Origin of the sequence: Paraburkholderia phenazinium (assembly GCF_900100735.1) — a bacterium.
In the GTDB taxonomy this organism is placed as follows: domain Bacteria; phylum Pseudomonadota; class Gammaproteobacteria; order Burkholderiales; family Burkholderiaceae; genus Paraburkholderia; species Paraburkholderia phenazinia.
In genome coordinates, this window is sequence record NZ_FNCJ01000013.1 from 35,863 (window position 1) to 55,375 (window position 19,513).

Annotated in this window: 18 protein-coding genes and 1 tRNA gene; 3 read left to right on the plus strand and 16 right to left on the minus strand. The window is 62.1% G+C overall.

Annotated elements, in window-relative coordinates; genetic code table 11:
* Nucleotides 1-6: 6 nt before the first annotated feature.
* From BLQ92_RS25355 to BLQ92_RS25400, 10 genes are all read right to left on the minus strand, one after another.
* Nucleotides 7-609: an NADH-quinone oxidoreductase subunit C gene (locus BLQ92_RS25355; RefSeq protein ID WP_090687991.1), complete on the minus strand. Its 603-nt coding sequence runs from the start codon at nucleotides 607-609 to the stop codon at nucleotides 7-9.
* A gap of 20 nt (nucleotides 610-629) precedes the next feature.
* Nucleotides 630-1,109, minus strand: coding sequence for a NuoB/complex I 20 kDa subunit family protein (locus tag BLQ92_RS25360; RefSeq protein WP_006052903.1), 480 nt, complete (start codon nucleotides 1,107-1,109; stop codon nucleotides 630-632).
* A 63-nt stretch (nucleotides 1,110-1,172) separates the two neighbouring features.
* A complete protein-coding gene (locus tag BLQ92_RS25365; RefSeq protein WP_074265311.1) occupies nucleotides 1,173-1,532 on the minus strand; it encodes an NADH-quinone oxidoreductase subunit A in 360 nt (119 codons plus the stop codon).
* Nucleotides 1,533-1,690: 158 nt separating this feature from the next.
* Nucleotides 1,691-1,775 (minus strand) — tRNA-Leu (locus BLQ92_RS25370).
* Nucleotides 1,776-1,887: 112 nt separating this feature from the next.
* On the minus strand, nucleotides 1,888-2,265 hold the full coding sequence (secG, locus tag BLQ92_RS25375; RefSeq protein WP_090687996.1) for a preprotein translocase subunit SecG: 378 nt from the start codon (nucleotides 2,263-2,265) through the stop codon (nucleotides 1,888-1,890).
* An 81-nt stretch (nucleotides 2,266-2,346) separates the two neighbouring features.
* On the minus strand, nucleotides 2,347-3,126 hold the full coding sequence (gene tpiA, locus BLQ92_RS25380; RefSeq protein ID WP_090687999.1) for a triose-phosphate isomerase: 780 nt from the start codon (nucleotides 3,124-3,126) through the stop codon (nucleotides 2,347-2,349).
* Nucleotides 3,127-3,364: 238 nt separating this feature from the next.
* Complete coding sequence (locus BLQ92_RS25385) at nucleotides 3,365-4,390, minus strand: NAD(P)H-quinone oxidoreductase (RefSeq protein ID WP_090688520.1); 1,026 nt, start codon at nucleotides 4,388-4,390, stop codon at nucleotides 3,365-3,367.
* 126 nt (nucleotides 4,391-4,516) lie between these two features.
* Complete coding sequence (gene pnp / locus BLQ92_RS25390; RefSeq protein WP_175772595.1) at nucleotides 4,517-6,664, minus strand: polyribonucleotide nucleotidyltransferase; 2,148 nt, start codon at nucleotides 6,662-6,664, stop codon at nucleotides 4,517-4,519.
* A 316-nt stretch (nucleotides 6,665-6,980) separates the two neighbouring features.
* Nucleotides 6,981-7,253, minus strand: coding sequence for a 30S ribosomal protein S15 (rpsO, locus tag BLQ92_RS25395; RefSeq protein WP_090688003.1), 273 nt, complete (start codon nucleotides 7,251-7,253; stop codon nucleotides 6,981-6,983).
* A gap of 274 nt (nucleotides 7,254-7,527) precedes the next feature.
* On the minus strand, nucleotides 7,528-8,823 hold the full coding sequence (locus BLQ92_RS25400) for a branched-chain amino acid ABC transporter substrate-binding protein (protein WP_090688525.1): 1,296 nt from the start codon (nucleotides 8,821-8,823) through the stop codon (nucleotides 7,528-7,530).
* A 156-nt stretch (nucleotides 8,824-8,979) separates the two neighbouring features.
* On the opposite strand from BLQ92_RS25400, the gene BLQ92_RS25405 reads away from it, so the two are divergent.
* The 3 genes from BLQ92_RS25405 (at nucleotide 8,980) to BLQ92_RS25415 (ending at nucleotide 12,067) form a co-directional block, all read left to right on the plus strand.
* Nucleotides 8,980-9,537, plus strand: a complete 558-nt coding sequence (locus BLQ92_RS25405) for a hypothetical protein (protein WP_090688006.1) — start codon at nucleotides 8,980-8,982, stop codon at nucleotides 9,535-9,537.
* Nucleotides 9,538-9,773: 236 nt separating this feature from the next.
* Nucleotides 9,774-10,409: a carbonic anhydrase gene (locus BLQ92_RS25410; RefSeq protein WP_090688009.1), complete on the plus strand. Its 636-nt coding sequence runs from the start codon at nucleotides 9,774-9,776 to the stop codon at nucleotides 10,407-10,409.
* Between the two features lie 80 nt (nucleotides 10,410-10,489).
* Nucleotides 10,490-12,067 (plus strand): SulP family inorganic anion transporter, encoded by a 1,578-nt coding sequence (locus BLQ92_RS25415; RefSeq protein ID WP_090688012.1) that lies wholly within the window; start codon nucleotides 10,490-10,492, stop codon nucleotides 12,065-12,067.
* 128 nt (nucleotides 12,068-12,195) lie between these two features.
* Here the strand turns inward: BLQ92_RS25415 and BLQ92_RS25420 are convergent, their stop codons facing one another.
* The 6 genes from BLQ92_RS25420 to BLQ92_RS25445 form a co-directional block, all read right to left on the minus strand.
* A complete protein-coding gene (locus tag BLQ92_RS25420; RefSeq protein ID WP_090688016.1) occupies nucleotides 12,196-13,749 on the minus strand; it encodes a 2-isopropylmalate synthase in 1,554 nt (517 codons plus the stop codon).
* Nucleotides 13,750-14,135: 386 nt separating this feature from the next.
* The gene (pssA, locus tag BLQ92_RS25425; protein ID WP_090688021.1) at nucleotides 14,136-15,005 is read right to left on the minus strand and encodes a CDP-diacylglycerol--serine O-phosphatidyltransferase; all 870 of its coding nucleotides are present in this window, start codon (nucleotides 15,003-15,005) and stop codon (nucleotides 14,136-14,138) included.
* 23 nt (nucleotides 15,006-15,028) lie between these two features.
* A complete protein-coding gene (locus BLQ92_RS25430) occupies nucleotides 15,029-15,673 on the minus strand; it encodes a phosphatidylserine decarboxylase (protein WP_090688024.1) in 645 nt (214 codons plus the stop codon).
* Nucleotides 15,674-15,808: 135 nt separating this feature from the next.
* Nucleotides 15,809-16,825, minus strand: a complete 1,017-nt coding sequence (ilvC, locus tag BLQ92_RS25435) for a ketol-acid reductoisomerase (RefSeq protein WP_090688028.1) — start codon at nucleotides 16,823-16,825, stop codon at nucleotides 15,809-15,811.
* A 123-nt stretch (nucleotides 16,826-16,948) separates the two neighbouring features.
* Complete coding sequence (gene ilvN, locus BLQ92_RS25440; RefSeq protein WP_074301882.1) at nucleotides 16,949-17,440, minus strand: acetolactate synthase small subunit; 492 nt, start codon at nucleotides 17,438-17,440, stop codon at nucleotides 16,949-16,951.
* A 114-nt stretch (nucleotides 17,441-17,554) separates the two neighbouring features.
* Entirely contained in the window at nucleotides 17,555-19,318 is a 1,764-nt protein-coding gene (locus BLQ92_RS25445) for an acetolactate synthase 3 catalytic subunit (RefSeq protein WP_090688031.1), read from the minus strand.
* Nucleotides 19,319-19,513 lie beyond the last annotated feature (195 nt).

The window sequence follows — 19,513 nt, forward strand, 5'->3', positions numbered from 1 at the left end:
GTTCTCTTAGTGTTTCAGACCGCCATAGCGATCCTCGCGGATCACGCGCGGCGTGATTTCCCGCGGCTCGATCGTCACAGGCTGATAGACGACGCGCTTCTCTTCCGGGTCGTAACGCATTTCGACGTAGCCGGAGATCGGGAAATCCTTGCGGAACGGGTGACCGATGAAACCGTAGTCGGTCAGGATACGGCGCAGGTCCGGATGACCCTCGAAGACGATGCCGTACAGGTCGAAGGCTTCGCGCTCGTACCAGTTGGCCGAATTCCAGATATCGACCACCGACGGGATCAGCGGCACATCGTCGTCCTGCGCGAACACGCGCACACGCAGGCGCCAGTTGTTCGACACCGACAGCAGATGCAGCACCGCCGCGAAACGCGGACCGTCGTATGCGCCGTCACCGTAGGTCTGATAGTCGATACCACACAGGTCGACCAGTTGCTCGAAGCGCAGCGACAAATCGTCGCGGAGGCGCGTCGCAATATCTTGATATTCTGCAGCACTCACGACGATCGTGAGCTCGCCGATTGCTTCAGTGACGCTCAGCAGGCGGCCGCCAAAGGCCGCCTCGAGGTTCGCTTTCAGGGTCTCGAGTTTGCTTGCCATATAGTGGGGAGGCTCTGGCCTTATTGACGGGCGATAGTGTTGGTTCGGCGGATCTTCGCTTGTAGCTGGATCACGCCATAGACCAGCGCTTCTGCGGTCGGCGGACAACCCGGCACATAGACGTCGACCGGCACGATCCGGTCACAGCCGCGCACCACCGAATACGAGTAGTGATAGTAGCCGCCGCCGTTCGCGCACGAGCCCATCGAGATCACCCAGCGCGGTTCGGCCATCTGGTCGTAGACCTTGCGCAGAGCGGGCGCCATCTTGTTGCACAGCGTGCCGGCGACGATCATCACGTCCGACTGACGCGGACTCGGACGAAACACAACGCCGAAACGGTCGAGGTCATAACGGGCTGCACCCGCATGCATCATCTCGACCGCGCAACACGCAAGACCGAACGTCATCGGCCACAGGGAGCCGGTGCGCGTCCAGTTGATCAGCTTGTCAGCCGTGGTGGTGACAAACCCTTCCTTCAAGACCCCTTCGATACTCATTTGCTTTCCACTCCAGACGGGGCGGCTAGCGTTGGCCGCCCACGCAAACCGGCGATTAATCCATCATTCCCAGTCCAGACCGCCTTTCTTCCAGATGTAGGCAAAGCCCAGCAGGAATTCGAGCAGGAAGATCATCATTGCCATGAAGCCGGGCCAGCCGATGTCGCGCAGGGCTACGCCCCACGGGAACAGGAACGCGGTTTCAAGATCGAAAATGATGAAGAGAATGGCGACGAGATAGTAGCGCACATCGAATTTCATGCGCGCATCTTCGAATGCTTCGAAGCCGCACTCGTAGGGTGCGTTCTTCTCGGTGTCGGGCCTGTTCGGACCGAGGATCTTGCCAATACTGACCAGTGCTACGCCTAAACCAGTGCCCACCAGGAGGAACAACAAGACGGGGTAATAGGCTGCGAGGTTCAAGACTATCCTCAATCGGTTGGTTCTGAGTGCCGCCAGGGACAGGATCACCCGGCACGAAACTACTTCGGCGCGCTTGACGCTGCAACTTTAACGCAAACACCAGCCAGAAGCGAAAATGCCAGCCGAAGCGAAGCAAGCGGCTGGCATCTAGATAACATTGGTGCCGACGGCGAGACTCGAACTCGCACAGCTTTCGCCACTACCCCCTCAAGATAGCGTGTCTACCAATTTCACCACGTCGGCACTACTGCAATCCGGGAAATCAACTTGTAAAAACCGCGAATCGCTTCAAGACTTAGATTGTAACTGGTTCAAACAATTTGTTCAACGCACCACAACCACTTTTCAAGAAAAATTATTTCGGCACGTCCTGGCCCGGCGTCGACGCGGCGACAGCCGGCACCGCAACCGATGCGCCAGCCGGTGCAGCAGCGGACGAAGCCACCACCGGAGCGGTCGCTACCGCGCCGAGCAAGCCTGCAGAAGGCTTGGCGTGATACGAACCGAGGTAGGTCAGCGTCAGCGTGGTGATAAAAAAGATCGCTGCGAGCACCGCGGTGGTACGCGACAGGAAGTTCGCCGAACCCGTCGCACCGAACAGACTGCCCGACGCGCCGCTGCCGAAAGCAGCGCCCATGTCGGCGCCCTTACCGTGCTGCAGCAACACGAGGCCAATGACCCCAAGCGCCGACATCAACTGAACGACGATAATCAATGTTTTCAAAACCAGCATCACACTCACCTGAGTCTTTATTTAATCGCGTGGCACAAGGCGCGCCGCGCGCAATGGGTCTTGCTCACCCGGGCATCCTGCTTACTGCGTGACGCTCACCGCGCCAGCCGCCTTGCAGATTGCCAGGAAATCCTGATCCTTCAACGACGCGCCGCCAATCAGGCCACCGTCGATGTCCGGCTGACGGAACAATTCTTCCGCATTCTCCGGCTTCACGCTGCCGCCATACAACAGGGGTACATCAGCGACCGCAGCCCCTTTCGCCGCGAGACGCGCGCGCAGGAATGCGTGAACATCCTGTGCCTGTTGCGACGTGGCGCTCTTGCCGGTGCCGATCGCCCAAACCGGCTCGTAAGCGACGACGATACGCGCCGCTTCTTCGGGCGACAACTTCGCCAGCACTTCATCCAGCTGCGCACCCACCACCTGCTCGGTCTCGCCCGCTTCGCGCTCTTCCAGCGTTTCGCCGACGCAGACGATCGGGGTCAAACCCGCTTCGAGCGCACGCTGCGTCTTGACGGCCACCAGCTCCGAGCTTTCGCGATGATAGGCGCGGCGCTCCGAGTGCCCGACGATTGCGAGCGTTGCAGCGAAATCCACCGCCATCGGCGCAGCCGTCTCACCGGTGTAGGCGCCGCTCGTGAAAGCCGACACATCCTGCACGCCCCAAGCTACCCGGCTGCCTTCCAGCAGCGCCTGCGCCTGCGCGAGATACGGACCCGGCACACAGACGCCGACTTGCACGCTGTCCGGCAATGCGCCGGCACCCTGCGCTACGGCCTGAAGCAGAACCGCGTTCCCGGCAAGCCGCCCGTGCATCTTCCAGTTACCGACTACCAGTTTCGCTCGTTGTTTTGACATCGTCTCGTCTTGTCGTGGCGGCGGATTCGGGTTGCGCCGGATTTGCACCTCATCTGCAACCTTACTGCCCGCCTTTCGAATTCATGCGGCGCACGCAAAACGCGCAATTTTACTGTGAGCAGGCGGATCGGGTCAAACTGCCAGTATCAAAGCAAGCTTGTCAACCTGACCCTCTCACGCGTGCGCGGGCGCCTATACGGCTCTCACCAAGGCGGCCACGCAGGCCGCCGCTACTCCGTCAGCCGGCGGCCTGCGCCGTGCCCCAATCCAGCATGATCTTGCCGACGTGCGTGCTGCTTTCCATCAGCGCATGCGCTTCGGCGGCCTGCGCGGCCGGAAACACCTGATGGATCACCGGCTTGATGCGGCCGTCTTCGAGGTGCGGCCACACGCGCGCCTTGAGTTGAGCAGCGATCTTCGCCTTGAACTCGACCGGCCGCGGACGCAGCGTCGAACCGGTCACCGTCAGGCGGCGCCGCAGGATCTCGTGCAAATTCAACTCGGCCTTCGCGCCGCCCAGCGTCGCGATCAGCACGATCCGGCCGCCGTCGGCCAGCGCGCTCAACTCGCGCGGCACATAGCTGCCCGCCACCATATCGAGGATCACGTCGACACCGCGATCGTTCGTCAGCGACTTGAGGACTTCGACGAAGTCTTCGGTTTTATAGTTGATTGCACGTTCGGCGCCGAGCTGCTCGCAGGCGCGGCACTTGTCGTCCGACCCCGCGGTGGCGAACACGCGAAAGCCCAACGCATGCGCGATCTGGATGGCCGTCACGCCAATGCCGCTCGAACCGCCCTGCACCAGCAAGGTTTCGTTCTGCCCACCCTCGCCCGCGCCCAGTTGCGCGCGTTCGAAGACATTGCTCCAGACGGTAAAGAAGGTTTCCGGCAACGAAGCCGCTTCGATATCCGAGAGACCCTTCGGCACCGGCAGACACTGCAGGAGCGGCGCGGCCGCATATTCTGCGTACCCGCCGCCGGCCAGCAACGCGCAGACCCGATCGCCAATCTTCAGGCCAAACGGGTTGTGCTTCTCGTCGATCGTCCCACCGACAATCTCCCCCGCCACTTCCAGCCCCGGCAGGTCCGACGCGCCCGGCGGCGGCGCGTAGCCGCCCTTGCGCTGGAACACGTCCGGACGATTCACACCGGAGGCGGCCACCTTGATCAGCACTTCACCCGCTTTCGGCTGCGGCGTGGGCCGCTCAGCGAGCTTCAAGACTTCCGGCGCACCGAATTCAGTAATTTCGATCGCTTTCATCTGCGTCACCTCCAAGGTTTGGATTGCGTTGCACACCCGCGGTTCGCGCCGTTTGCAAGGCAATCCACCCTCATGAAAAACGGCCGGCGCGCCTTCACGCTGCCGGCCGTTGCCTACCTTACCGCATTACTGCGGAGTCGGTTCGCTTTGCGGTGCGCCCGACGCGGCGTCGTTCAGCAACGCCTTCGCCGACAAGCGCACACGGCCCTTCTCGTCCGTCTGGATGACCTTGACCTTCACCTGCTGGCCATCCTTCAGGTAGTCGTTGATGTCCTTGATACGCTCGTTGGCGATCTCGGAGATGTGCAGCAGACCGTCCTTGCCCGGCAGGATGTTCACGATCGCGCCGAAATCGAGCAGCTTGAGCACGGTGCCTTCGTAGACCTGGCCCACTTCGACTTCCAGCGTGATGTTCTCGATACGCTTCTTCGCTTCGGCCATGCCTTCGCTGCTGGTGCTGGCGATGGTGACGACGCCGTCGTCCGAGATATCGATGGTCGTGCCGGTTTCTTCGGTCAGCGCGCGGATCACCGAACCACCCTTGCCGATCACGTCGCGGATCTTTTCCGGATTGATCTTGATGGTGATCATGCGCGGTGCGTAGTCCGACAGCACCGTGTTCGCGCCCGAGACAGCCGAGGTCATCTTGCCGAGGATATGCAGACGGCCTTCCTTCGCTTGCGCGAGGGCGACCTGCATGATTTCCTTGGTGATGCCCTGGATCTTGATGTCCATCTGCAGTGCGGTCACGCCTTGCTCGGTACCCGCCACCTTGAAGTCCATGTCGCCGAGGTGATCTTCGTCGCCGAGGATGTCGGTCAGCACGGCAAACTTGTTGCCTTCGAGGATCAGGCCCATGGCGATGCCGGCGACGTGCGCCTTCATCGGCACGCCGGCGTCCATCAGTGCGAGGCAGCCGCCGCACACCGAAGCCATCGACGACGAACCGTTCGATTCGGTGATTTCCGAAACGACGCGGATCGAGTAGCCGAATTCGTCTGCGCTCGGCAGGCAAGCAGCCAGCGCGCGCTTCGCGAGACGGCCGTGACCGATTTCACGGCGCTTCGGCGAACCGACGCGGCCCGTTTCGCCGGTCGCGAACGGAGGCATGTTGTAATGGAGCATGAAGCGCTCGCGGTACTCGCCTTCGAGCGCGTCGATGTTCTGCTCGTCGCCTTTCGTGCCGAGCGTTGCGACCACCAGAGCCTGGGTTTCGCCGCGCGTGAACAGCGCCGAGCCGTGGGTACGCGGCAGCACGCCGGTGCGGATTTCGATCGGGCGCACGGTGCGCGTGTCGCGGCCGTCGATACGCGGTTCGCCGTCGAGGATCTGCGTACGGACGATCTTCGCTTCGATGTCGAACAGCACGTTGCCGACCGTTGCCTTGTCGGCTGCGACCGTGCCGGCTGCTGCGGCTTCTTCTTCCAGCTTGGCCGAGGTGGCTGCGTAGACTTCCTTCAGCTTGGCCGAACGCGCTTGCTTGTCGCGGATCTGGTACGCGGCGAGCAGGTCGGCTTGCGCCAGTTCCGTCACGCGAGCGATCAGCGGCTCGTTCTTGGCGGCCGGTTGCCAATCCCATTCCGGCTTGCCGCCTTCGCGAACGAGTTCATGGATCGCGTCGATTGCGACCTGCATCTGGTCGTGACCGTACACCACCGCGCCGAGCATCACTTCTTCGCTCAGTTGCTGCGCTTCCGATTCGACCATCAGCACGGCACGCTCGGTACCGGCGACGACGAGATCAAGCGCCGATTCCTTGATCTGGGCGCGCGTCGGGTTCAGGACGTATTCGTTGTTGATGTAAGCCACGCGTGCTGCACCGACCGGGCCGTTGAACGGCAGACCCGACACGGCAAGCGCCGCCGACGCGCCGATCAGCGCGGGGATGTCAGCGGGGATTTCCGGGTTCAGCGACAGGACGTGGATCACGACCTGGACTTCGTTGTAGAAGCCTTCCGGGAACAGCGGGCGCAGCGGGCGGTCGATCAGGCGCGAAATCAGCGTTTCGCCTTCCGACGGACGGCCTTCGCGGCGGAAGAAGCCACCGGGGATCTTGCCGGCTGCGTAGGTCTTTTCGAGGTAGTCGACCGTCAACGGGAAGAAGTCTTGACCCGGCTTGGCGGTCTTGGCGCCGACCACAGTGGCCAGCACAACGGTATCTTCGACGTCGACAATCACAGCACCGCTTGCCTGGCGAGCGATTTCGCCCGTTTCGAGGCGAACGTTATGTTGTCCCCACTTAAATTCTTTGACGATTTTATTGAACATAGTCATTTTGTCACTCCATCGTTATGCCGCGCGGACCAGAAGCGGCGCGGCAACGCCAGGACCGGTGCCACATGGGAAGATGAGTGTTATGCCATTCCAGAGAACCACGCCCTACGTCGAGTACGTGCGCGAACCGCTGGAATGACACAAAGCTCTGCCCTGAAGCCCGGCTGTGTTGAGCGTTGCCCGCCGCATGAACCGTCACGCTACCGCGGGCAACTATCGGTGCACCTCACATGAAGCGCACCGTTCAAAAACAAAATGCCTGTATCAGTGAAACTGACACAGGCATCTTGCTGAGAGCGCCTTACTGCGCGCCCAATTACTTACGCAGACCCAGCTTCTCGATCAGTGCGCGGTAACGGTCCGCGTCCTTACCCTTCAGGTAGTCGAGCAGCTTACGACGACGGCTCACCATGCGCAGCAGACCGCGGCGGCTGTGGTGGTCTTTCGTGTGGGCCTTGAAGTGAACGGTCAGTTCGTTGATGCGGGTGGTCAGCAGAGCGACCTGAACTTCGGGGGAGCCGGTGTCGTTAGCAGCGCGTGCAAATTGCGCAACGACTTCGGACTTCTTGCTTGCTTCAACTGCGGACATATCAATTTCCTTGAGAACTAGACAGGCGGTCACGGAAGAAAGGCCGTGCCGTGGATTACAACGAGGGGCGTATTGTAGCACAGCCTGTACGGGCCGCGAACCCTGCTGTGACGGCCGGGATTCGCGGGCGCCGGCTCAAGGTGGCACGGCGAGCCGGCCCGTGGCTGAAGAGCGCCGCCGGGGGCCGCGTGGGGCAGCGCGCCTCGGCCGGAGGCAGCCCACATGGCCGCGGCTCAACGCAATGCCTAAGGGCCAATACCTAAGGGCCAATGCCTCAAGGCCGCGTCATATGACAGGTCGTGGCCGGCACGGTCCGCTCGGGCCGCAGCGCCAGCACCGTGCGGAAGCCATAGCCGGAGCCCTCGTTATCAAAGCGCACGCCCGGCGTGCCGGCCTTGTCCATCTCCATCACATAAAGGGGCTGGATCATTTGATGGTCGTCGGCGCGCATCCACGACGGGTGGAAGCCGTTGTCGAACTTCATCCCCTCCAGCGCTTTCGCAACTGCCGCGGGCTGGGCGCTGCCCGCCTTGTTCATGGCTGCGGCAAGCATCTCGACCAGCAGCTCCATGCGCAGCACCGGGTAGTCGTCCTGAGCGGCCGGGTAGCGGGCGCGGAAGGCCTTGTACCACGCGTCCGAGGCCGCGCCACCTGCATTCGGATGCCAGTCGGCCACCGCGATCACCCGTTTCACGCCAGCGTCGCCAAGCGCAGCCGGGGCGCCCAGGCTGTTGCCGTAGAAGGTGTAGAACTTGGTGTCGAGGCCCTGCTCCCGGGCGGCTTTAACCAGCAAGGTCAAGTCGTTGCCCCAGTTGCCCGTGACGACCGCATCCGCGCCGCTCGCGCGGATCTTGGCGATATACGGCGCGAAGTCCTTCACCCGGCCAATCGGATGAAATTCATCTCCGACGATCGCAATGTCCGGGCGCTTGGCCGCCAGCGCCAAGCGCGCCAGCGCGCTGACGTCATGGCCGAACCTGTAGTCCTGGTTCAGCAGATAGACCTTCTTGACCGACGGATCATGCTGGATCACATCCGCGAGCGCGTCCATGCGCATGCCGGCGTGGGCGTCGAAGCGGAAGTGCCAGAAACTGCAGGCGGCATTGGTCAGCGCGGGGTCGTCGGCGGAATAGTTGAGGAACACTTCCTGATTGTCGGGCTCGCGGCTGTTCTGCTTCTCGATCGCGCCGATCAGCGCCGCCGCCACCGCCGAGCTGTTGCCCTGCAGGATGTAGCCGATATGGCGATCCGCCGCGGCGCGCAACTGCACCAGCGCCTCCTCGGTGCTGCCCTTGCTGTCCAGCACGACCAGTTCGAGCGGATGCGCGCCGTCGGCCAGCTTGACGCCGCCGTGTGCGTTCACCTGCTCGACGCCGAAGCGCAGATTGCGCTCCACCGCCGCCCCGGCGTTCGCGAAGGGGCCTGACATGCCTTCGATCAGCGCCAACTGGACCGGTTTGCCGGCAGGCGCCGGGCTCGATGGTGTGCCCTGCCCATGCGCCGCCTGCCCGGCGGTCAGCGCCAACGCCGCCAGCGCCGCAGCCGCGACGCGTCCCCACTTCGCCGCCATGCGCAGCTCCTCTGAATCGTCCGAAGCGCGGATCATAGGGCGCGCGGTGTGGAATAAGCAAGCACGGCCGCTCGTTAACACTGTGTCGCCGCCCCGCGTGTCAAAATATTGCGTCTCGATGATAAAAACCACCATCCAATGCCATCGGAGGAATTCATGCTTACCCGCCTCACATCCGCATTCGCGACGACCAGCGCGTCGGCACGGCGGCGCGGGCATCTGCGGCGCGCTGCGCTGGCCAGCTTCACCGCCCTGCTGCTCGCGGGCTGTGTTCAGCCATGGCAGCAGTTCCAACAGGGCGCGGACGAGTCCACCATCGTCGCCAAGCTTGGCGCCCCGCGCGAAGTCTACGACCTGCCCAACGGCGGCAAGCGTCTGATGTGGCCGACCCAACCCATGGGCGAAACCACCACGGCCGCCGACATCGACGGCTCGGGCAAGATCGTCAGCGTGCGCCAGGTGTTGCAGCCCAACGAGTTCTATAAGGCAGAAATCGGCAAGTGGACCAAGAGCGATGTGCTGGTCAACTTCGGCCGCCCGGAAGAAACCTCGTACTTCCCGCTGATGAAACGCGAGGTCTGGACCTATCGCTATCTGGAAGACAACGTCTGGTACATGATGTACAGCTTCTATTTCGACGATCAGGGTTTGCTCAGGACTACGCAGAAATCACCCGATCCGCTGCACGATCCGGATCGCCGCAGCTTTTTCTGAGCCTGGGCGCGCGCTTCGCGCCTCGTTCCAGCAGCCGTTTTTCCGCCAAGCCGCCCTCCCGGGCGGCTTTTTCATTTATGGCGCATAACGGCGATTTTTGTTCGCGCACAGCGGGTTTATTTTCTGATAGAAAGGCAATCGTAAGAATTAAACGACGTTGCACCATGCCACCTGCATCGCTGCCAGGCGGGCGTGAAGTCAACGTCGAACTCGCTTGACTTCCGGAGCCGCTATCGATGAACCGCCCCAAACGCCTGCTGGTCGCCAATGTTGCCTGGGCGCATGAAACCGCCGCCCGCAACCCTGAATTCTTCCGCGAACTCGCGCGAGGTCAGAATCCCCACGTGCTATGGATCGGCTGCTCGGACAGTCGCGTGCCGGCCGAAACGATCACACACTGCGAGCCGGGAGATCTATTCGTACACCGCAACATCGCCAACCTGTTTCATCCCGGCGACGACAACTCGGCGAGCGTCCTCGAATACGCGGTACGGGTGCTCAAGGTCGAGCATGTGATCGTCTGCGGGCATTACGGTTGCGGCGGGGTGCGCGCGGCGTTGCTGCCGCCCGACCCAGGTCTGCAACACGTGAATCGCCGCATCGCGCCGTTATGCGCGCTGGCCGAGCGTCATTGCGCCGAACTCGATGGTCAGCGCAATGAGCGCTCGCGCGTCGATCGCCTCGCCGAGCTGAACGTGCGCGAACAGGTGCGCCAGTTGCGTGCGAGCCCGATCGTCCAGCAAGCCGATTCGCCACCGCTCGTGCACGGCTGGATTTTCGCGCTCGAGGATGGCCGCATCAAGGTTCTGACCTCGGGATACGCAGCGGACGACGCCATGACCTGTACGGCGAGCGCAGACAGCGCTGCGTAGCGCGGCGCCGGGCTTCGTTTCGTCCCGTTTTCTTCGCGTTCCTTGTACACGCGGTAATCCACCTCACCTGCACGACCCATATGAATCTTCGATCTTTCTTCAACACGTTTCAGCGCGACCTGCTGGCGGGCACCGTCGTGTTTCTCGTGGCGCTGCCGCTGTGCCTCGGCATTGCCAACGCTTCCGGCGTCGAGCCGTTTGCCGGCCTCGTGTCCGGCATCGTCGGCGGACTGGTGGTGGCCGTCCTGAGTGGCTCGCGGCTGAGCGTCAGCGGCCCGGCGGCGGGCCTCGTCGTGATCGTCGTCGACGGTATCGCGCAGCTTGGCAGCTTCGCGGCGTTTCTGCTCGCGGTCCTGTTGTCGGGCGTCATCCAGTTCGGTTTCGGCATGCTCAAGGCGGGCCGCTTTGCGGCCTATGTGCCCTCGCCGGTCATCAAGGGCATGCTCGCTGCCATCGGCGTGCTACTGATCGTCAAGCAATTGCCGCTTGCGCTCGGCATCCCGGCCTCGCATGCGGCGCCAGCCGCTGCGCAGAACACGGCGGCGCTCGGCATTTCGACGCCGCTCGGCTCGATCTCGCTCACCGCCGCCGCGATCACCTTGCTGTCGATGGCCATTCTGGTCGGCTGGGAAACCCGCGCGCTGCGCCGCTTCACGCTGGTACGGTTAATACCGGCGCCGCTGGCCGTGGTCCTGCTGGGCATCGGCTCGACGTTACTGCTGGGTCTGCTGACACCGGGACTCGCGCTGCCTGCCGAACATCGCGTTGCACTGCCGCCGCTCGAATCGTTCGCGGCCTTGCAAGTGGCGCTGGAATGGGTCGACTTCGGTCCGCATTTCGCGCAACTCGTCAATCCTGACGTCTGGCGCGTAGCTATTACGCTGGCGATCGTCGCGAGTCTTGAAACGCTGCTGAGTCTCGAAGCGGTCGAGCAGATCGATCCGCAGCGCCGGGCCGCACCGCCGGATCGTGAACTCAAGGCACAAGGAGTGGGTAATCTGATCGCAGGCGCGATCGGCGGCCTGCCGATCACCTCGGTGATCGTGCGCAGTTCCGCCAACGTTCATGCGGGCGCGCAGAGCCGGCTGTCGGCGATCATCCACGGCGTGCTGCTGCTCGTCAGCGTGTTCGCGCTCACCAGCGTCATCAATCTGATTCCGCTCGCCTGCCTCGCGGCGATCCTGATCTTCACCGGCTTCAAGCTGGCCAAACCATCATTGTTCATCGCCATCGCACGGCAAGGTTTCGCGCCGTTTGCGCCCTTCATCGTCACGCTGGTGGGCGTGCTGGCGACCGACCTGCTGATCGGCATCGTGCTCGGCATACTGTGCAGCGTGTTGCTCGCGCTCTATGCGAACCTGCGCAGTCCGATCATGCTCGCGCAGCACGGCGATCACTATCTGCTGTCGTTTCGCAAGGACGTGTCGTTTCTCGGCAAAGTGCCGCTCAAGCACTATCTGCAACAGATCCCGGACGGTGCGACGTTGATCGTCGATGCGACGCGAGCCGATTTCGTCGATCACGACGTGCGCGAGTTGCTCGATACGTTTGTGGCCGATGCGCCGCGGCGCCAGATCGCCGTCGACGTGCGGCATCAGGTTCAGGCCCAGGCCCGCGCGGCACGCGGCTGGTCGATGCGGCGGCCGGCGGCGGAGTAGCAGTGAAGCGACGAGCGTCAAGCCGGATCGAACCCACCGCGCGGTAAAAAAGAAGCCCTGTGCTTTTCACGGCACAGGGCTTCGACGCGGTTCACAGCAGCGGATCAGGACGCCATCCGCTGCACGGCTTACACGCCTTCCGAGCGTTGCGGATTCAGCTTGTCGACGTTCGAATACAGCTTGTTGAGCGCCGAAATATAAGCCTTCGCCGAAGCCGCGACGATGTCCGGATCGGTGCCGACGCCGTTGACGATGCGCCCGCTCTTCGACAGCCGCACCGTCACTTCGCCCTGCGCCTGGGTGCCGGTGGTGATGGCGTTCACCGAATACAGCAGCAGCTCCGAGCCGCTGCCGACTTCCGTTTCGATCGCGTTGAGCGTCGCATCCACCGGGCCGTTGCCGCGCGCTTCGCCGGTCACTTCCTTGCCTTCGACCGTGAACACGACGCGCGCATGCGGCTGCTCGCCGGTTTCCGAGTGCTGCGACAGCGACAGGAACTTGTAGTGTTCTTTTTCCTGCGCCTCTGCGGATTCTTCGGTGACGATCGCGATGATGTCTTCGTCGAAAATCTCCGACTTGCGATCCGCCAATTCCTTGAAGCGGGCAAACGCCGTGTTCAATTCGCCTTCGCCGTCCAGCGACACGCCGAGTTCCTGCAGGCGCTGCTTGAACGCGTTACGGCCTGACAGCTTGCCGAGCACGATCTTGTTCGCGCTCCAGCCCACATCTTCGGCGCGCATGATTTCGTAGGTGTCGCGCGCCTTCAGCACGCCGTCCTGGTGGATGCCCGATGCATGTGCAAACGCATTCGCGCCGACCACGGCCTTGTTCGGCTGCACCACGAAACCGGTGATCTGCGAGACGAGTTTCGAAGCCGGCACGATTTGCGTCGTGTCGATGCCAAGATCGAGGCCGAAGTAGTCCTTGCGGGTCTTCACCGCCATGACGATTTCTTCGAGCGAGGTATTGCCCGCGCGCTCGCCGAGTCCGTTGATGGTGCACTCCACCTGACGCGCGCCGCCGATCTGCACGCCGGCGAGCGAGTTCGCCACCGCCATGCCGAGGTCGTTATGGCAGTGCACGGAGAACACCGCCTTGTCCGAATTCGGAATCCGCTCACGCAGCGTCTTGACCAGTTGACCGTAAAGCTCCGGAACGCCGTAGCCGACCGTATCCGCGATATTGATGGTGGTCGCGCCTTCGGCAATCACGGCTTCCAGCACGCGGCACAGGAAATCCATGTCCGAGCGGCTGCCGTCTTCTGGCGAGAATTCCACGTCATTGGTGAACTTGCGCGCAAATCGCACCGCCAGCTTGGCCTGCTCGAACACCTGATCCGGCGTCATGCGCAGCTTCTTTTCCATATGCAGCGGCGACGTTGCGATGAACGTGTGGATGCGGAAATGATCGGCGGGTTTGAGCGCGTCAGCGGCGCGCTGGATGTCCTTGTCGTTGGCGCGGGCGAGCGAACAGACGGTGCTGTCCTTGATCATCGAGGCAATCGTGTGGATCGCGTCGAAGTCGCCGTTCGAGCTGGCCGCAAAGCCGGCTTCGATGATGTCCACCTTCATCCGCTCCAATTGCTTGGCGATGCGGATTTTTTCTTCCTTCGTCATCGACGCACCGGGCGATTGCTCGCCATCGCGCAACGTCGTGTCGAATATGATCAGTTTGTCTGCCATCTCGGGTCTCCTGGGAGGATTCGGTCGATCGTGGGATCGAAAAGCGGAATTCGGCTGTTTGCGCCACCGCAGGCGACGCCAAACAACGAACGAGGCAGACGGGGGGCGAAAACGATCAGCGCGGTAGGGGCGCTAGCGCTAGCACGCATAGCGGCGCGCCGGCTTGAAGAGACAGGAAGGGGAACTGAAAAGTAACCATCTGGTGACTATAGCGATATTCGCATAATCGCGCAATTGGCTTGATTCCTGCCCCAAAGACGGGCAGGCCGGCGTATGCCACAACGAAAAACGGCAGCCCGGAGGCTGCCGTTTTGCTCTTCTCTTCTCTTCTCTTCCCTGCCCTGCCGGCAAGCTGCGTTCAGCGGGCAAGCAAGCAGGCCGGCGGGTCACCGCTCGCGCTGTACCGAGCGTGCCGGATTGGCTCTGCCCCGCAAGGTCTGATAGCCCCAGAACACGTAGCCGGACAGGCCATACAGGACGAACAGGCCGAACAGCATCAGCGGCGGGTCCGACGACACCAGCACGAACGCCATCACCACCAGCAGGATGACGCCGAACGGCACCCGGTGCCGCACGTCGAGCGCCTTGCCGCTGTAGAACGGTGCATTCGACACCATAGTCACGCCGGCGTAAATGGTCAGCACGAAGGCGACCCACGGCAGCCAGACCAGCTTGACCGGCACGCGGTTGTCGGTGGCAAGCCACACGAAACCGGCAATCAGCGCCGCGGCCGCCGGACTCGGCATGCCCTGGAAGAAGCGCTTGTCGACCACGCCGATGTTGGTGTTGAAACGCGCCAGACGCAGCGCCGCGCCCGAACAGTAGACAAACGCCGCGAGCCAGCCCCAGCGGCCCAGGTCCTTCAGCACCCATTCGTACATGACGAGCGCCGGCGCGACGCCGAACGACACCATGTCCGAGAGGCTGTCGAACTGTTCGCCGAATGCGCTTTGCGTATGCGTCATCCGCGCGACGCGGCCGTCCATGCCGTCGAGCACCATGGCGACGAAAATCGCAATCGCGGCGACCTCGAAGCGCACGTTCATGGCCTGCACCACCGCGAAAAAGCCGCAGAACAGCGCTGCGGTGGTAAACGCGTTGGGCAGCAGGTAAATGCCGCGCTTCCTCAGAAACTGCTGGCGCGCGGCACGGCGGCTGTCGATCGGCACAGCTTCCTGCGCCATCGGCTTGTTGCGGCGAAACGGCCGCGGCTGCGGAGCCGCGTTGTTACGGGGACGACGCTTGAATGCGGCCATCGGAAAACCTCCTTTGTGCCGCTTTACAGTTCGAGTTCAGCCAGAATCGTCGACGACGCCGAAACCTTTTCGCCAATCGACACGCGCGGACGGCTGCCCACCGGCAGATACACGTCGACGCGCGAACCGAAGCGGATGAAGCCGTAGCGTTGACCGCGCGTGAGCGGTTCGCCGGCACGCACGTAGCAGAGAATGCGGCGGGCGATCAAGCCGGCGATCTGCACCGAGGTCACCGTATGGCCGCTGGCAGTTTCGATCACCAGCGCGTTACGCTCGTTTTCGGTCGACGCCTTGTCCACAGCGGCGTTCAGGTACGCGCCCGGGAAATATTCGACCTTCGAAATCGCACCGTCCACCGGCGAGCGTTGCGAGTGGACATTGAACACGTTCATGAACACGCTGATTTTCAGCGCTTCACGATTGGCATACGGATCGTGCGCCGTTTCGACGGCGACGATGCGGCCGTCAGCCGGGCACAGCACGGCGTTGGGCTGCGAGGGGATGGGACGAGCCGGATCGCGGAAAAACTGTACAACGAAGATCAGCAGCAGCCAGAACGGCCAGGCAAAGCCGAATCCCGCGAAGGCATGGATCAACAACGCAACGACGGCCGCGATGGCGATAAAAGGCCAGCCTTCGCGCGCGATGATCGGATGAGGGTAATTCATGGATGGATTGGCTTCTGTATTTTTGTAAAACCGTAGGATAGCAAAAGCCGCCCAGGGTTCAGCACCCTTGGACGGCTTTTTGACATGTCAGACGCGTGCGGGAGTCCGCCGCGCCCGACAAGAGTGACAACTGGCTTAGTTCTTCGACTGGTCGACCAGCTTGTTCTTGGCGATCCACGGCATCATCGCGCGCAGCTTCGAACCGACCTGTTCGATCTGGTGCTCAGCCGTCAGGCGGCGGCGCGATTGCAGCGTCGGCGCACCAGCCTTGTTTTCGATGATGAAGCTCTTCGCATACTCGCCCGTCTGAATGTCGGTCAGCACTTGCTTCATCGCCTTCTTCGTTTCAGCCGTCACGATCTTCGGACCCGTCACGTACTCGCCGTATTCGGCGTTGTTCGAGATCGAGTAGTTCATGTTGGCGATGCCGCCTTCATAGATCAGGTCGACGATCAGCTTCAGTTCGTGCAGGCACTCGAAGTACGCCATTTCCGGCGCGTAGCCCGCTTCCACCAGCGTTTCGAAGCCAGCCTTGATCAGGTCGACCGTACCGCCGCACAGCACGGCTTGTTCGCCGAACAGGTCGGTTTCGGTTTCTTCGCGGAAGTTGGTTTCGATGATGCCGGCACGGCCGCCGCCGTTCGCTGCTGCGTACGACAGTGCGATGTCACGTGCTGCGCCCGACTTGTCTTGTGCGACCGCGATCAGGTGCGGCACGCCGCCACCTTGCGAGTACGTACCACGCACCGTGTGGCCCGGCGCCTTCGGCGCGATCATGATGACGTCGAGGTCGGCACGCGGGATCACTTGACCGTAGTGCACGTTGAAGCCGTGCGCGAATGCCAGCGCAGCGCCTTGCTTGGCGTTGGCGTGCACTTCCTTGGCATAGACTTCGGCGATCTGCTCGTCCGGCAGCAGCATCATGACAACGTCTGCGCCCTTCACGGCTTCCGCCACTTCCTTGACTTGCAGGCCGGCGTTCTCAGCCTTGCTCCACGATGCGCCACCCTTGCGCAGACCGACCGTCACCTTCACGCCGCTTTCGCTCAGGTTCAGTGCGTGTGCATGGCCTTGCGAGCCGTAGCCGATGATGGTGACTTGCTTGCCCTTGATGAGGGAGAGGTCGGCGTCCTTGTCGTAGAAAACTTTCATGTCTGTTCCTTGGCTAAATTCGGTGAAATCGGTGAAATTCAAATAATGCGTGGGTGTTGCATGGCCGGGTGGGTGCAGGCACTGCCCGGCCTCGATCAATAGATAGAAAGACTAAATCCGGCGTCAAACCTTCAGAATGCGTTCGCCGCGACCGATCCCCGAGCTGCCCGTGCGGACCGTTTCGAGAATCGCGGTGGCGTCGAGCCCTTCAATGAAGGCATCGAGCTTGTCGCTCGCGCCTGTCAGTTCGATCGTATAGGTCTTTTCGGTGACGTCGATGATACGGCCGCGGAAGATATCCGACATCCGTTTCATCTCTTCACGTTCCTTGCCGACCGCCCTTACCTTGATCAACATCAGCTCGCGCTCGATGTGGGCGCCCTCGGTCAGGTCGACCACTTTCACCACCTCGATCAGGCGGTTCAAATGCTTCGTGATCTGTTCGATCACGTCATCCGAGCCAATGGAAACGATGGTCATGCGCGACAGCGAATGGTCTTCGGTCGGAGCCACCGTCAAGGTTTCAATGTTGTACCCGCGTGCGGAAAAGAGGCCGACCACGCGCGAGAGCGCGCCCGGTTCGTTTTCCAGCAGGACGGAAATAATGTGTCTCATGGTTTCGCTTCTTCCAGATGTTTTGTCGACGTATGCGAGCCGGTTCGCGCCGCTTCGTCCGCCCTCGCCTTTTGTGGAGGCGCGCAGGGCGAAGCCGACGCTATAGAACCGTCGTTATAGATCTTCCGAACCGAGCAGCATCTCAGTGATGCCCTTACCGGCCTGAACCATCGGCCAGACGTTTTCGGTCGGATCGGTCTGAAAGTCGAGAAACACCGTGCGGTCCTTCAGGCGCAGCGCTTCCTTCAGCGCCGGCTCGACGTCCGCGGTCCTCTCAATCCGCATGCCGACATGGCCGTAGGCCTCGGCGAGCTTCACGAAATCCGGCAGCGCATCCATATAGGAATGCGAATAGCGCTTGCTGTACTCGATCTGCTGCCACTGGCGCACCATGCCCAGATAGCGGTTGTTCAGCGAAATGATCTTGATGGGCGTCTCGTACTGCTTGCAGGTCGAGAGTTCCTGGATACACATCTGGATCGAGCCTTCGCCCGTGATACAGAGCACGTCGTCGTCCGGGTGCGCCATCTTCACGCCCATCGCCGCCGGCAGGCCAAAGCCCATCGTGCCGAGACCACCGGAATTGATCCAGCGGCGCGGCTTATTGAAGCGATAGAACTGCGCCGCCCACATCTGGTGCTGGCCGACGTCCGAACACACGAAGGCATTGCCGTCGGTCAGCTCGTAGGCCTTTTCCACCACGTACTGCGGCTTGATGATGTCGCTCTTGCGATCGAACTTCAGGCAGTCTTTGGCGCGCCAGGCTTCGATGTCCTTCCACCAGTCAGCAAGCGCCGCGGTGTCGGGGCCATGTTCGGCCGTCTGCAACTGCTCGATCAGCTCTTTGAGCACTTCCTTGACGTCGCCGACGATCGGAATGTCGACCTTGACGCGCTTGGAAATGGAGGACGGATCGATGTCGATATGGATGATCTTGCGCGGCCGCGACGCGAAGTGCGCCGGATCGCCGATCACACGGTCGTCGAAGCGCGCACCAATGGCGATCAGCACGTCGCAGTGCTGCATGGCCATGTTGGCTTCGTAGGTGCCGTGCATGCCGAGCATGCCGAGGAATTTCTTGTCGCTCGCGCGGTAGCCGCCCAGACCCATCAACGTGTTGGTGACCGGGTAGCCGAGCAGATCGGCGAACTGGTTCAGCTCACGCGCCGCATCCGCGAGGATGATGCCGCCGCCGGTGTAGATATACGGACGCTTCGCGCCGAGCAGCAAGGACACAGCCTTGCGGATCTGGCCGGAGTGGCCCTTCGTCACCGGGTTGTACGAACGCAGCGAGACCGTCTTGAGCGGCTCGTACTGGCAAGGCGTCTTCGACACGTCTTTCGGAATGTCGATCAGCACCGGGCCGGGCCGGCCAGTACGGGCGATATAGAACGCTTTTTTGACAGTCGCGGCGAGGTCGCGCACGTCCTTCACGAGGAAGTTGTGCTTCACGCAGGGACGCGTGATGCCGACCGTGTCGCACTCCTGAAACGCATCCTGGCCGATGGCGGCCGTAGGCACCTGGCCGCTGATCACCACCAGAGGAATCGAATCCATGTAGGCGGTAGCGATGCCGGTCACCGCATTGGTGACACCGGGGCCGGAGGTCACGAGACAGACGCCGACCTTGCCCGTGGAACGCGCATAGGCGTCCGCGGCATGGACTGCGGCTTGTTCGTGGCGCACGAGGACGTGCTGGAATTTGTCCTGCTTGTACAGCTCGTCGTAGATGTAGAGTACCGAGCCGCCAGGATAGCCCCACACAAACTCGACGTCTTCGTCGGCCAATGCGCGCATGAGCACGGTGGCGCCGATAGAGTCAGTTTCGCGATGGGAAGTCGTATCCGACGTGGAGAATTCCGCGCTGGGCATATTCATTCATTCACCTTTCGAAATTTCGGCAAAAATTTGATCGGGTGCTCTCTGCCGGGCTTGTGGCTCGGGTTCAAGCGGCGCGTCCACTTTGACAGGTGAGCTTCTTGGGCCACACCTCAAATGAGACAAGTCACTTATGTTGCGAACCGTCGAAGATATCTGCTGAGCGCGGGATGGTCAAGAAAATATTTCCGTAGC